The sequence below is a fragment of the Alcaligenes sp. WGS1538 genome (genome assembly GCF_043187505.1).
In the GTDB taxonomy this organism is placed as follows: Bacteria; Pseudomonadota; Gammaproteobacteria; order Burkholderiales; family Burkholderiaceae_B; genus Alcaligenes.
The window spans coordinates 1,947,792-1,961,237 of record NZ_CP171109.1; the positions used below are offsets into that span (position 1 = coordinate 1,947,792).

Sequence of the window (13,446 nt, forward strand, 5' to 3'; positions counted from 1 at the left end):
ATGGCAGACAAGAAACTGAGCGCCCTGGTGGCGGGCGGCGGCCTGGGCGGACTGGCCACGGCGGCGGCCCTGGCGCAGCGCGGCTGGGACGTGACGGTACTGGAGCGCCAGCCGGAACTGCGGGCCAACGGCTCGGGCATCTATATCTGGGAAAACGGACTGCGCGTGCTCAAGGCGATCGACGCCTACGATCAGGCCATCGAAGGCGCCTTCTACGGCAGCCATTTCGAGCAGCGCGACCAGCACAACCGCGTCATCGACAGCGGCCCCACGCCGCCCGATCGGCGCCTGATCACCATCATGCGCTCGCAATTGCTCAAGGCGCTGGAGCAGGCCGGCAAGCGGGCTGGAGTGCGCGTGCGCACCCATGTGGAGGCCATAGGCGCCAGCGCGCGCGGCGAAGTGCAGCTTGCTTCGGGCGAACGCCTGCGAGCCGACCTGGTGGTGGGGGCCGACGGCATCTGGTCGCGGGTGCGCCAGTCCCTGGGCCTGGAGATCCTGCATGAGCAGACGCGCGAAGGCGCCTTGCGCACCATGATAGAACGCCGTCCCGACGATACCGCGCCCGAGGACGCGAAGAAGTACATCGAGAACTGGAACGGCGTGCACCGCCTGCTGATCACGCCCGTCAGCGATACGCAGACCTATTTGGCCCTGACTTGTCCGCATGACGATGCCCGCGCCTGCAACACGCAAATCGACAAGGCGTACTGGTCGGCGCTGTTCCCGCAATGGGCGCACCTGATCGAGCGCATCGACGGCCCGGTCAGCTGGGGCCGCTACAGCATCACGCGCTGCAAGGCCTGGTCCAGCGGGCGCGCCGCCATTCTGGGAGACGCCGCCCATGCCCAGCCGCCCAATCTGGGGCAGGGCGGCGGCATGGCCATGCAGAACGGCCTGGCCCTGGCCAGCTTTTTGGGCGACATCCAGGATCCTCGGGAGATACCCGATGCACTGGAGGCGTGGGAGAACAGCGAGCGGGCCATCGTGGAGCATTGCCAGAAGTGGTCCTGCCTGTACGGTGAAATCAGCTACCTGCCCGATGAGGTGCGCGCGCAGGTGGTGCGCTCGGCCATGGCCAATCCCTGGAGCTACGAGCAGATCTTCCGGGCGGCCAGCCATGCGCCCACCGGTGCGTTCTGAGCACGGCGCCTGGCTGTATACTGATGGCCAGGCCGCGGTCCCGGGCAAGCGGGGCCGCGCGCTGCAGGACAGACTCTTCCAAGGCACCATGAACTCGACTCACGTTCCCATTCCCGACAGCAGCGTGCAAGCCAACGTGGCTTTCCAGATGGCCAACATCATCTACAAGCTGGACCAGACGCTGCGCTCCACCACGCTGCGCGACCACAACATGACCTATGTGCATTTCCGTGTGCTGCAGTACCTGTGGGACCAGGACGGACGCAGCATCGGCGAAATCGCCAAGGCCATCGTGGTGCACCAGCCGGTGCTCAGCCGGGTCATCGACCAGATGCAGGAGCGCGACCTGGTGCAGCGCCGGGCCGACGAGAACGACAGCCGTTTCATGCGCGTGTATCTGACCGGGACCGGCCGTGAACGCTACGCCCAGGTCTGGCCCGCCGCCAAGCAGATGATAGACGATGCCTTGTCGGTGCTCAGCCCTCAGGAGCGCGACGATCTGGGCCGCATGCTGCGCAACGTGGCCACGCACCTGACGGGCTGACCGCGCGCCAGAGCGCACGTTCAGGGGCGCGGCAAGCCGGGCAGGTTGGCGCGCACCAGGCGGCCTGCGATCGAATCGGTGTGCGGCAGCTCCGGCAAGGCGTCCCCAGGGCCGAACCAGCGGGCGTCGTTGATCTCCTCGGCCTGGATGCGCAGTTCGCCGCCGGCGTACTCCGCCGTGTAGGCCACCATCAGTGAATGCGGGAAAGGCCAGGACTGGCTGCCGAAATAACGGATGTCCTTCACCTTCAGGCCCACTTCTTCCCAGACCTCGCGGTGGATGGCGTCCTCCAGGCTCTCGCCGGCCTCCACAAAGCCCGCCAGCGCCGTGTAGCGTGCCGTCGCATAGGTGGAATGGCTGGCAAGCAGGATGCGGTCGCCATCGCGGATCAGCACCATCATGGCCGGAGAAATGCGCGGATAGGCGGAGAAACCGCAGGAAGGACAGCGAAAACACAGTTCAGTGGCCGATTGAACCATGGCCGCGGCGCACACGCCGCAATAGCGGTGCGTCCGCGCCCACTCGGCTATCTGGAAGGCGCGGCTGGCCAGCGCGGCTTTCTCGTCCAGTCGCGCCAGCAAGGAACGCAATGCGCGAAACTCGAAACCGGGCGGCGGCGGCGCATCAGGCGCAACGTGGCAGGCGTGATCCGAACAGCCCGCATCCAGCCACAAGGGCTGCAATCGCTCTTTGCCCAAGCCCATCCGGGCGCACACGGACGCATCGGGCAGTTCCAGCCCTTCGCTGCGCGCATCGACCAGCATCTCGTTGCCGCGGAAAATGAAATTCACTCGTAATCCCCACAATGTCCGGCGGCGCGTGGCCGGCCGCGCCGGGTATTATCTTTATTCGATGTTCTGGGTCTGCTCGCGCAACTGCTCGATGAACAGTTTCAGGTCGATGGAGGCGCGGGTCACGTCCACGCTGCCGGCCTTGGAGCCCAGGGTGTTGGCTTCGCGATTCATTTCCTGGAACAGGAAATCCAGGCGCTTGCCGGTGCTGCCCTGACGAGTCCCTTTTTTGCCGCCCGCTGCACCCACTTCGCCATTCAGGATCAGTTGCAGCTCGCTCAGATGCGAGCGCAGGCGGGCCAGTTCCTCGGCCACGTCGATGCGCAGGGAAAAGGTGGACGCCTCCTGGGCCACCCGGGCGGACAGCTCCGCGCCCGAAATCAGGGCGAAGCCCTCGGGGCTGGCCTGCAGCAGGGCTTCCTGCAAGCGTGTGGCGATCTTGTTCTGCTGTTCGGCCAGGATGGCGGGCATGTGGCGTTCGACCTCGTCCACGATGGCGCTCATTTCCTGGCTGATGCCGTGCATGACCTCGGCCAGGCGCCGGCCCTCGCGCTCGCGCGTGGCCTGCAGGTCCGCCAGGGCCGCTTCGCATGCCTGCTGCACCAGCGGCAGCCAGGCCTCGGGGTCCATGTCCGATGCATTGCCGTTCTGATTGCTCAGCAGGGTATGCAGCTCGGGAGCCGGCAGGTCCGGAATGTGGGCGCGGGCGACCCGCAGCATTTCCGCGGCGCGCAGCACGGCGTCCATGTCCAGGCTGCGCTGCTGCTCGAGGCCGGCGCGCGTGAAATTGACCCGTACTTCCAGCTTGCCGCGCTGCACGCCCTGGGAGATCTGTTCGCGCAAGGGGTTCTCGACGAAGCGCAGCTCCTCGGGCAGGCGCAGGTTCAAGTCCAGGAAACGGTTATTGACGCTGCGCATCTCGATATTGACGGCGCCGGCCTCGGACTCGGCTTTGGCGTTGCCAAATGCGGTCATGCTACGGATCATTTTTGGTCACTTTTCTGATTATGGAAAACGTTCCATTGTACTCCTGAGCTGGCGCCAGGCAGCATCCACGACCACCGCCAAAGTTCTATACACTGGAGGACTTCGATACCGAAGCAGTTTTTTTGAGGTTCCAGGCATGGTAAGAATCTTGCATACGGCGGACTGGCAGATCGGCCGCCAGTATTCGCGTTTTGCGCTCGAGGACGCAGCCGCGCTCGCCGAAGCGCGGTTCGCGGCCATCGAGACGCTGGCGCAACTGGCCGCCGCCCAGAACGTGGACGTGATCGTGGCGGCCGGCGACGTCTTTGATTCCCAGACCCTGGGCGAGCGCAGCCTGCGGCGCGCCTTCAACGCCATGGCCGGCTTTACGGGACCCTGGGTGCTGCTGCCCGGCAACCACGACGCCGCCTTGAGCGAAAGCGTGTGGACCCGGGCGCAACGGCTGGCCTGCGTGCCCGGTCACGTCCATGTGCTGGACAAACCCCAAGCCCTGGTCCTGGACGACTTGCGCCTGGCCATCCTGCCCGCGCCGCTGACCCAGCGCCAGACCTATCAGGACCTGACGGACTGGTTCGACGATGCGCCCAGCCCCGCGGGCTACCTGCGCGTGGGCCTGGCCCACGGCAGCGCGGGCGGACTGCTGGAGCACATAGACAGTCACAACCTGATCCACCAGGACCGCGTGACGCGGGCCCGGCTGGATTATCTGGCCCTGGGGGACTGGCACGGCACCCTGAAAGTCAACGAGCGCTGCTACTACAGCGGCACGCCCGAACCGGATCGGTTCCGCGACAACGCATCCGGACAAGCCTTGCTGGTCGATCTGGAAGCGCCCGGCGCCATGCCGTCGGTGCGCGCCGTCCCCACGGGCAGGCACCGCTGGGTCAGCCTGGCGTACGAATTGTCCGGCGACGCCGATCTGGATCTGCTGGAGCGCGAGCTGTCGGCCCTGCCCGGGCAAAGCGTGGTGGAGCTCAAGCTGGCCGGCCAGTTGAGCCTGTCGGGCTTTGACCGCCTGGAATCGCTGCTGGGCCGCGAGCAGGCGCGCTGCCGCGCCTGGGATTGCCGGCGCGACGCCCTGGGGCTTGCGCCCACGCAGGACGATCTGCACGCCTTGCAGGCCGACGGCTACCTGCGCGCCGCCCTCGACCAACTGCAGGACATGCGCCAGGGCCCGGACGGCCAGGCCGCGCAGGACGCCTTGCTGATCCTGGCCGGCCTGCTGCGCGACAAGGAGGATCGCCATGCACGTTAAATCCTTGCGCGTTGAACAGTTCAAACGTTTTCGCGAACCGGTGCGGCTCGACCAGCTGGATCCCGGCCTGAACATCATCAGCGCGCCCAACGAGGCCGGCAAGAGCACGCTGGCTCAGGCGCTGCGCACGGTATTCTTCGAGCGCTACAGCACCAGCAGCCTGAACGACATCCTGCCCTGGGGCGATTCCTCGGCCGCTCCGGCCGTGGAACTGGAGTTCAGCATGAACGGGCAGGACATGCGCCTGAGCAAGCGCTTCCTGAAGCGCAAGCGCTGCGACCTGCTGATCGGCCGCGAGCAGCTCGACAACGACGAAGCCGAACAATACCTGGCCTCCCGCATGGGATTCGAATACGCCGCCCGCGGCGGCAGCCAGGCGCGCAACTGGGGCGTGCCCGGCCTGTTGTGGATCGAGCAGGGCCAGGGGCAGGAACTGCGCGCCGCCGTGCAGCATGCCGGCGCCACCTTGCAGCAGGCCCTGGGCACCGAGATGTCCGACCTGACCAGCGCCGACGGCGACTATGTACTGGACCAGGCGCAACAACAATTGGACCAGTACGTCACCCAGGCGCAGGGCCAGCCGCGCGGCGTCTGGCTGGCGGCCCGGCGCGAGCGGGACGAGCTCCAGGCCGACCTGGAGCGTCTCGAGTCGGACCTGCGGCAGTATCGGCAATGGGTGGATGAATTGGCCCAGGCGCGCCATCAGGTGGCGGACGGCGAGCGGGACCGGCCTTGGGAGCGCCTGCGCGCACAGGCCCGCGCAGCCACGGAACAGCTGAAGCAGGCGAGGGAGCTGCAGGCGCGCAGCCTGGAGCTGAAACAGCAACTGGACATGCTGCAGGAGCGGGAGCGCCTGTATCAGCAGGCCCGGGAACAGGACGGCGCCCTGGCGGCGCAGCGGCAGGACAGGCTGGCGCAGGCCGAAGCCTTGAAGGCCGAACTGCTGAACGCCCGGAGCGGCTTGTTGGCTTTGGAGAGCCGGCTGCAACAGGCTCGAAGCCATAAAGACCGCATGCGCCAGGAACAGGAACGCGCCCGCGCCTGGCAGCAGTGGGCCAGGGAACAGGACGCCCATGCGAGCGCCCAACAGCAGGCTCGCCAGTACCAGGATCAGCTCGATGAGCTGAGCAGGCACGAAACCGAGCTGGCCGAATGCAGCGCCGCCGTGCTGCGCCTGCGGGTCGAAGACGAGGCGCTGGCCGCCCTGCGCCAGCACAGCCAGCAGGTCCAGCGCCTTCAGCATCAGCTCGAGTCGGTCGCCACGGAAATGCAGGTGGAGCTGGAAGAGGGCATGCACATCCAGGTGGACGGCAAGGACATTCGCGGCCGGGCGCGGCTGCAGTTGACCGACAGCACGCAGGTGCTGTTGCCTGGGTTTGGGCGTCTGCGCATCGTGCCCGGCGGCAAGGATCTGGCGGGCCTGGCGCAGCAGCTGGAACAGGCGCAACGCGAATTCCGACTCGCCTTGCAAGAGCAGGGTGCGAACAGCCTGGAGGAACTGGAGCAGCGCCGTGAGCAGGGTCGGCAGCAGGAACAGCGCGAGTCCGTGCTGCGCGCCTCCATGAGGATACTGGCGCCCAAGGGCAAGGCCCACTTGCAGGGCCTGCTGGCCGCGGCCCGCCAGAGCAGTCCGCCTGTGCGGCCGCAAGGCGAACCCCTGGAGGAGGCGGACCTGGAGCGCATGGTCCGGGAAGCCAGCCTGGCTGAACAGCAATGGCAGGCGCTGGAAACGGAATGGCGCCAGGGGCGCGAGTCCCTGGCCACTCTGGCGGCCCGTCACGAGCAGGCGCAGGCCGAGGCGCAGCGCGTGGAACAGCAGTGGGCCGATCCCCAGCGCCAGTCCGCTGAACGCGACCGGGAGCGCCTGTGGTCGGAATTGCGCGAGCGGCGCGAGCAGCTGCGCCGGGATCAGCAAACCTTGCTTGCACAACTGGAACGCTTGCCGGTGGACATTCTCGAACAGGATGTGGAACGGCTGGAGCGCAGCGCCCGGCAACAGGAACAGGCCTACGCCCAGGCCCGCGTGGCCGCCCAGCTCGTGCAGGCCAAGCTGGAAACCCAGGGAGCGCAAGGCCTGGAAGAGCAGATCGCCGATGTGCGGGCGCGCCTGCTGGACAGCGAACGCCGCTGCGCCGCGTATGAACGGCGCGTGGCGGCCCTGCGTTTGCTGGTGCAGGTGCTGCGCGAGCAGCGTCGCGCCTTGACTCAGCAGTTGCATCAGCCCCTGCAGAAACACATCAACCACTACCTGCGCCTCTTGCTGGGCAAAGCGTCGGTCGAACTGGACGAACACCTGGCGCCGCGCTGGCTGCAGCGCGAGGACGGCGAGCCCATGGCCGACGACATCGACGGCCTGAGCTTCGGCGCCCGTGAACAGATAGGCCTGATCGCGCGGCTGGCCTATGCGGACCTACTGCAACAAGCCGGCCGGCCCACGCTGCTGATCCTGGACGACGTGCTGGTCCACAGCGATCACGACAGGCTGCAGGCCATGAAACGCATCATCAACGACGCGGCCCGGCGCCACCAGATCCTGCTGTTCACCTGCCAGGCCGACAAATGGCTGGACATGGGCGTGCCTCTGCGGCCGGTGCCGCGCGTACAATAGGGTTTTTGCATTTTTCCCGTTTGGAGTCCCGCCTTGTCCCAGTCCGTCCTTGCCGCGCGCCACTCCGGCCGCCGCGCCGACCAGTGCCGTCCCGTTGAATTCCTGACCGGATTCACCCGCCATGCCGAAGGCTCGGTGCTTGTCCGCATGGGCGACACGCACGTGCTGTGCAACGCCAGCGTCCTGGACAAGGTGCCGCCATTCCTGAAGGGCAGGGAGCAGGGCTGGGTGACGGCCGAATACGGCATGCTGCCGCGCTCGACCCATACGCGCTCCGATCGCGAAGCGGCGCGCGGCAAGCAGAGCGGCCGCACCCAGGAGATCCAGCGCCTGATCGGACGCAGCCTGCGCGCCGTATTCGACCTGAAGGGCTTGGGGGAGCGCACGCTGCACATCGACTGCGACGTCATCCAGGCCGATGGCGGCACCCGCTGCGCCAGCATCACCGGCGCCTGGGTCGCAGCCTCGCTGGCCGTGCGCACCCTGCAGCAGCAGGGCCTGCTGCAGGGCAACCCCATCCGCGATCAACTGGCCGCCGTATCGGTCGGTCTGGCCGACGGCGCGCCCGTGCTGGACCTGGACTACGAAGAAGACTCGGCCTGCGGCGCGGACATGAACATCGTCATGTCCGGCAGCGGGCACTTCGTGGAAGTCCAGGGCACGGCCGAAGGCCAGACCTTCGACCGCGCGACCTTGAACAGCCTGCTGGATCTGGCCGAAGGCGGCATACGCCAATTGATGGCCGCGCAGCGCCAGGCTCTGGGAATCTGATTCATCTTCTTCCGACCGGGCGCGCAGTCGTCCGTACACGTGCATGAACACTGAACACAAACAAGTCGTCCTGGCGTCCAACAACGCCGGCAAGCTCAAGGAATTCTCCGCCATCCTGTCCGCGGCGGGCATCACCATGGTGCCCCAAGGGCAATTGGGCGTGCCGGAGGCGGACGAGCCTTTCGGCACCTTCGTGGAAAACGCCCTGGCCAAGGCGCGCCATGCCAGCCGCCTGACCGGGCTGCCCGCGCTGGCCGACGACTCGGGCCTGTGCGTGGACGCCCTTGGCGGGGCGCCGGGCGTCTATTCGGCCCGCTTCGCCGCCATGGAACAGGGCGGTGAAAAATCGGATGCCGCCAACAACGAGCTGCTGGTGCGTCGCCTGCAGGGCCGGGCCGATCGCCGCGCCTGTTACGTGGCGCTGCTCGTCTACGTGCGCCACGCCGACGATCCCCGTCCCATCATCGTCGAAGGCGTCTGGGAGGGCGAGATCGTCGACCAGCCGCAAGGCGAACATGGCTTTGGCTACGATCCGCACTTCTATATCCCGCAGTTCCGGCAGACCGTCGCGCAACTCAGCCCCGAAATCAAGAACCGGCACAGCCATCGCGGCCAGGCGCTGCAAAGCCTGCTGGCCCGGCTGGAGCGCGAGTGAGCGTCATGAGCGAATTCTCGCCTGAAGTGCGCATCCGTCCCGGATCCGGTCCGGCCACTCTGCTGCCCAGCCTGCCGCCGCTGTCCGTCTATGTGCACGTGCCCTGGTGCGTGCGCAAATGCCCGTATTGCGACTTCAACTCCCATGCAGCGCCCGAGCAGCTGCCTGAAGAGCAGTACCTGGACGCCTTGCAGGCCGACCTGGAGCAGAACCTGCCGCTGGTGTGGGGACGGCAGGTGATCTCGGTCTTCGTCGGCGGCGGCACGCCCAGCCTCCTGTCGGCCCGCGCCCTGGATCGCATGCTGGCGCTGCTGCGCTCGCACCTGAATCTGCTGCCCGACGCCGAGATCACGCTGGAAGCCAATCCCGGCACGGCCGAAGCCGGCCGTTTCCTGGACTACGCCGCCAGCGGCGTGAACCGGATCTCCCTGGGCGTGCAAAGCTTCGATGACCAGGCCCTGAAGGCGCTGGGCCGCATCCACGACGGCCGACAGGCGCGCCAGGCCATCGAGATGGCCATGAAGGCCGTCTCCAGAGTGAACCTGGACCTGATGTACGCCTTGCCGGGCCAAAGTCCCGCGCAATCCGAACAGGACATCCTGCAGGCCATGTCCTTCGGCCCCGAACACCTGTCGCTCTACCACCTGACGCTGGAGCCCAACACCGTCTTCGCCAAGTATCCGCCCGCACTGCCCGATGACGACGAGAGCGCCGCCATGCAGGACAGGCTGATCGAACTGACGGCCGGCGGCGGCTGGATCCAGTACGAGATCTCCGCCTACGCCCGGCGCGGCGGGCATAGCCGGCACAACCTGAACTACTGGGAATTCGGCGACTATATCGGCATCGGTCCCGGCGCCCATGGCAAGCTGTCCTTCCACGATCGCATCGTGCGCACGGCCACCGTGCGCAATCCCGCTTCCTGGATGGAATCGGCGCCGCGCCGCGACGGCAGTCATTACGCGCACAATGCACGCGTGCCGGCCGCCGATCTGCCTTTCGAATTCATGCTCAACGCCTTGCGCCTGAAGGAAGGCGTGCCCGCCCACTATTTCCAGGAACGCACCGGCGTGCCTCTGGCCAGAATCCTGCCCATTTTGCGGCGCAACATCGAGAAAGGCCTGCTGGAGGCCGACCCGATGCGCATCCGCGCCAGCGAGCTCGGGTGGCGGTTTCTCAATGACTTGCAGGAAGCGTTTCTGCCTGATGAGGCTTCCTGACAAGAAACTGCCGGATTACGTCATTTTTTTATTGTGCAGATGCACAATTGCTCTACAATCGATTTCAGGTAAAGCCAGTGTCACAATTCTCTTATCCAAGTGGACCAGACAAAGAAGGGCGGGCCTGCCGGGGAAGCGTGCGCCGGATTTACCACAGCGGGTCATACAAGGACCCGCCGTGAACCCCCTTCACCCTTTGTTTACGTCATTGACGCTGGAGTCAACATGTCCACCCCCGAAGATGTTCTGAAGATCATAGCTGAACGCGAGATCGCGTTTGTGGACTTCCGTTTTACGGATACCCTAGGCCGCGAACACCACCTGACCACGCCCGCCCACGCCGTGGACGAGGACCGTTTCGAATCCGGCGTGGCTTTCGATGGCTCCTCGCTGCCCGGCTGGAAAGGCATCGAAGCATCGGACATGCTGCTGATCCCTGACGCCAAGACGGCGCGCATGGATCCTTTCCGCGAAGAACCCACCCTGATCCTGACATGTGACGTGGTCGAGCCTTCCGACCTGAAAGGCTACGACCGCGACCCCCGCTCGCTGGCCAAGCGCGCCGAAGCCTACCTGCGTTCCAGCGGCCTGGGCGACACCGCCTATTTCGGTCCCGAACCCGAATTCTTCGTGTTCGACGGCATCACCTGGAACGACGACATGTCCGGCAGCTTCGTGAAAATCCGTTCCGAAGAAGCCCCCTGGTCGCGCGGCGTGGAGTTCAACGGCAACAACCTGGGCCATCGTCCCGGCCTTAAAGGCGGCTATGTGCCCGTCTCGCCCGTGGACTCCTTCTCCGACCTGCGCGCCGAAATGTGCCTGCTGCTGGAACAGCAGGGCGTTCCCGTGGAAATCCATCACCACGAAGTGGCGGCTCCCGGCCAGCTGGAGATCGGCACGCGCTTCTCCACTCTGGTCGAACGCGCCGACTGGAACCAGATCCTGAAGTACACGATCCACAACGTGGCTCACGTATACGGCAAGACGGCCACCTTCATGCCCAAGCCCGTGGTCGGCGACAACGGTTCGGGCATGCACGTGCACCAGTCCATCTGGAAAGACGGCCAGAACCTGTTCGCCGGCAACGAATATGCCGGCCTGTCGGAGTTCGCGCTGTTCTACATCGGCGGCATCATCAAGCACGCCCGCGCCCTGAACGCCATCACCAACCCCACGACCAACTCCTACAAGCGCCTGGTGCCGCACTTCGAAGCCCCGGTCAAGCTGGCTTACTCGGCCCGCAACCGCTCGGCCTCGATCCGCATCCCCTACGTCAGCAACCCCAAGGCGCGCCGCGTGGAGGCCCGCTTCCCCGACCCGATGGCCAACCCTTACCTGGCCTTCTCCGCCCTGATGATGGCCGGCCTGGACGGCGTGCAGAACAAGATTCACCCCGGCGACCCCGCGGACAAGAATCTGTACGACCTGCCGCCCGAAGAAGATGCGAAGATCCCGACCGTCTGCGCTTCCCTGGAACAGGCCGTGGAAGCCCTGGACAAGGATCGCGAATTCCTGACCCGCGGCGGCGTGTTCAGCAACGAGATGCTGGACGCCTTCATCGAGCTCAAGCAAGCCGAAATCACCCGTCTGCGCATGGTGCCGCATCCGGTCGAATTCGACATGTACTACAGCCTTTAAGACGGCCTGCTCCGGCATCTGCTGGCGCTGTCCCGACCAGAGCGGCCCAAGGGCCGCTCTTTTTTATGCCTGGTCCGGTTCGGGCGGTATCCAGGCGCTGCGCTGTGTTTTCAAATGCTCGCGCTGGAATTCATGGCGCTGACACCGCTGTTCTTCTGGATTTCTACGGACCTGGGCGTGCCGCCCGTGTATGCCGGCTATGTCGCATCCGGCTATATGGGCGCAGCGGCCCTGTCGGGGCTGTTGGCCAGCTTCTGGGTATCGCGGGCCCCGACCAAGCCCGTGCTGCTGATATCCTTGCGTTGCACAGACCGGGCTGCCGCCTCTGGATGGTTCTGTACCCGTGACGGCACATGCTTTCCTGCCGCGCGAGGGTTGGCATTGGGCCGCTGTTCCAGCAGTCGCCCAGGCTGCTCCCTTGTTGCTGATCCCTGTCCTGGTTCCGGTCCTGGCGTTACGCTATGGTGTCGAAAAGGGGCAGATGCCGGGCATTTTCGCTGCAGGCGGAATGGCCGCCCTGGCCGCATCCAAAATGGCTGCGTTGGCCATCGTAAAGTGGGGCGACAAGCGCGTCGCCCTGTGGGCGACGGTACTGCTGTGCGTTTCCTTTGGCTTGCTGTCTTGGGGACGAGGGCATGCCGAGCTGTTCATGGTTCTGTTCATGGCCGCCACCTATGTTCGTCTGGTTTGCGCCAGCTCGTATAGCGCCGGCTCCCCCTCCGATACGCAACGAGGACGATTCATGACCCTGCAGTCCGCCATGCTGCATCTGGCCAGTTGCGCTGCGTTAGCCGTCCCGTCTCTGGTGCTGGGTGATCCGGTCCTGTCCGGGGCCAGCCTGGACAAATTGCTGATCGTGGCGGCAAGCCTCGCTGCAACGCTGCCGCTGACCATGCAGCGAGAGAAGAAAACCACGTTTTCCAGCCCATGAAAGGCGGCGCCGCCATCGCCGTCGCGGCAGTACTGCTGGTTACATACCCCGCCAGCGGTATCGAGTAGGGTGTAGGAACAAGACGCAATACGACAATCAGGGCGGGAAATCGAGAACGCAACATCGTAAAGTCAAAGGAGTTGACTATGGCGACACAGGCACTGAAACGCGCCGAACTGCACCGCATGGTGACGGCTGAGCACACTTGCCCCTATGGACTGAAAGCGCTGGACCTCTTGAAGCGCGAAGGCTTTGAAGTCGATGATCACCTGTTGAGAAACCGTGAGGAGATCGACGCCTTCAAAGCCAGGCACCACGTCGACACGACCCCTCAGGTCTTTGTCGACGGCCGGCGGATCGGCGGCTATGACGATCTGATCAGCTTCCTGGGCGGGACGCCCAAGGACAAAAATACCGTCTCCTACACTCCAGTGATCGCGCTTTTCTCCATCGCCGCCCTGATGGCCCTGGCCGCAAGCTGGGCCGCCTTTGGCGCTGCGCTCACTGTTCAGGCGGCCGAATGGTTTATTGCCATGGCAATGTGTCTGCTGGCGCTTCAGAAGCTCAAGGACGTGGAGGGCTTTTCCACCATGTTTTTGAACTACGACCTGTTGGCGCAGCGCTGGGTGCGCTACGCCACGCTCTATCCTTTTGCGGAGGCATTGGCGGGTTTGCTGATGATTGCCGGCATCTGGATGTGGCTGTCCATTCCTCTAGCGCTGTTCATCGGCGGCATAGGCGCGATTTCAGTATTCAAGGCTGTCTATATTGACAAGAAGGAACTGAAATGCGCCTGCGTCGGCGGCGACAGCAATGTGCCGCTGGGCTTCGTATCGCTGACCGAGAACCTGATGATGGTCGGCATGGCAATCTGGATGGTCGTCAAGCTGGCCGCCTGACGCA

General features: G+C 65.3%; 12 protein-coding genes. 10 read left to right on the top strand and 2 right to left on the bottom strand.

Features of this window, described 5'->3' with window-relative positions; translation table 11 throughout:
• Together ACF3ND_RS09070 and ACF3ND_RS09075 are read left to right on the top strand one after the other, a co-directional pair.
• Nucleotides 1-1,143 carry an FAD-dependent oxidoreductase gene (locus tag ACF3ND_RS09070; protein WP_394065749.1) on the top strand — a complete coding sequence of 381 codons (1,143 nt, stop codon included), beginning with the start codon at nucleotides 1-3 and terminating at the stop codon, nucleotides 1,141-1,143.
• An 88-nt stretch (nucleotides 1,144-1,231) separates the two neighbouring features.
• Nucleotides 1,232-1,687, top strand: coding sequence for a MarR family winged helix-turn-helix transcriptional regulator (locus ACF3ND_RS09075; protein ID WP_394065750.1), 456 nt, complete (start codon nucleotides 1,232-1,234; stop codon nucleotides 1,685-1,687).
• A 20-nt stretch (nucleotides 1,688-1,707) separates the two neighbouring features.
• On the opposite strand, the gene nudC is transcribed toward ACF3ND_RS09075, so the two are convergent.
• Both nudC and ACF3ND_RS09085 read right to left on the bottom strand, forming a co-directional pair.
• Nucleotides 1,708-2,478: an NAD(+) diphosphatase gene (gene nudC / locus ACF3ND_RS09080; RefSeq protein ID WP_394065751.1), complete on the bottom strand. Its 771-nt coding sequence runs from the start codon at nucleotides 2,476-2,478 to the stop codon at nucleotides 1,708-1,710.
• 54 nt (nucleotides 2,479-2,532) lie between these two features.
• Nucleotides 2,533-3,465, bottom strand: coding sequence for a YicC/YloC family endoribonuclease (locus ACF3ND_RS09085; protein ID WP_394065752.1), 933 nt, complete (start codon nucleotides 3,463-3,465; stop codon nucleotides 2,533-2,535).
• A 136-nt stretch (nucleotides 3,466-3,601) separates the two neighbouring features.
• Between ACF3ND_RS09085 and ACF3ND_RS09090 the strand changes: the two genes are divergently transcribed.
• From ACF3ND_RS09090 to ACF3ND_RS09125, 8 genes are all read left to right on the top strand, one after another.
• Nucleotides 3,602-4,720 (top strand): exonuclease SbcCD subunit D, encoded by a 1,119-nt coding sequence (locus ACF3ND_RS09090; protein WP_394065753.1) that lies wholly within the window; start codon nucleotides 3,602-3,604, stop codon nucleotides 4,718-4,720.
• Nucleotides 4,710-7,328, top strand: coding sequence for an AAA family ATPase (locus ACF3ND_RS09095; RefSeq protein ID WP_394065754.1), 2,619 nt, complete (start codon nucleotides 4,710-4,712; stop codon nucleotides 7,326-7,328). Before ACF3ND_RS09090 ends, ACF3ND_RS09095 begins: the two co-directional genes overlap by 11 nt.
• A gap of 33 nt (nucleotides 7,329-7,361) precedes the next feature.
• A complete protein-coding gene (gene rph / locus ACF3ND_RS09100; protein WP_394065755.1) occupies nucleotides 7,362-8,099 on the top strand; it encodes a ribonuclease PH in 738 nt (245 codons plus the stop codon).
• A gap of 43 nt (nucleotides 8,100-8,142) precedes the next feature.
• Nucleotides 8,143-8,754 (top strand): RdgB/HAM1 family non-canonical purine NTP pyrophosphatase, encoded by a 612-nt coding sequence (gene rdgB, locus ACF3ND_RS09105; RefSeq protein ID WP_394059765.1) that lies wholly within the window; start codon nucleotides 8,143-8,145, stop codon nucleotides 8,752-8,754.
• Between the two features lie 5 nt (nucleotides 8,755-8,759).
• Nucleotides 8,760-9,974, top strand: a complete 1,215-nt coding sequence (gene hemW / locus ACF3ND_RS09110) for a radical SAM family heme chaperone HemW (protein ID WP_394065810.1) — start codon at nucleotides 8,760-8,762, stop codon at nucleotides 9,972-9,974.
• Nucleotides 9,975-10,199: 225 nt separating this feature from the next.
• Nucleotides 10,200-11,612: a type I glutamate--ammonia ligase gene (gene glnA, locus ACF3ND_RS09115; RefSeq protein WP_394059766.1), complete on the top strand. Its 1,413-nt coding sequence runs from the start codon at nucleotides 10,200-10,202 to the stop codon at nucleotides 11,610-11,612.
• A 343-nt stretch (nucleotides 11,613-11,955) separates the two neighbouring features.
• On the top strand, nucleotides 11,956-12,543 hold the full coding sequence (locus ACF3ND_RS09120; RefSeq protein WP_394059767.1) for a hypothetical protein: 588 nt from the start codon (nucleotides 11,956-11,958) through the stop codon (nucleotides 12,541-12,543).
• A 146-nt stretch (nucleotides 12,544-12,689) separates the two neighbouring features.
• On the top strand, nucleotides 12,690-13,442 hold the full coding sequence (locus tag ACF3ND_RS09125) for a glutaredoxin family protein (RefSeq protein ID WP_394059768.1): 753 nt from the start codon (nucleotides 12,690-12,692) through the stop codon (nucleotides 13,440-13,442).
• The last annotated feature ends 4 nt before the right edge of the window (nucleotides 13,443-13,446 follow it).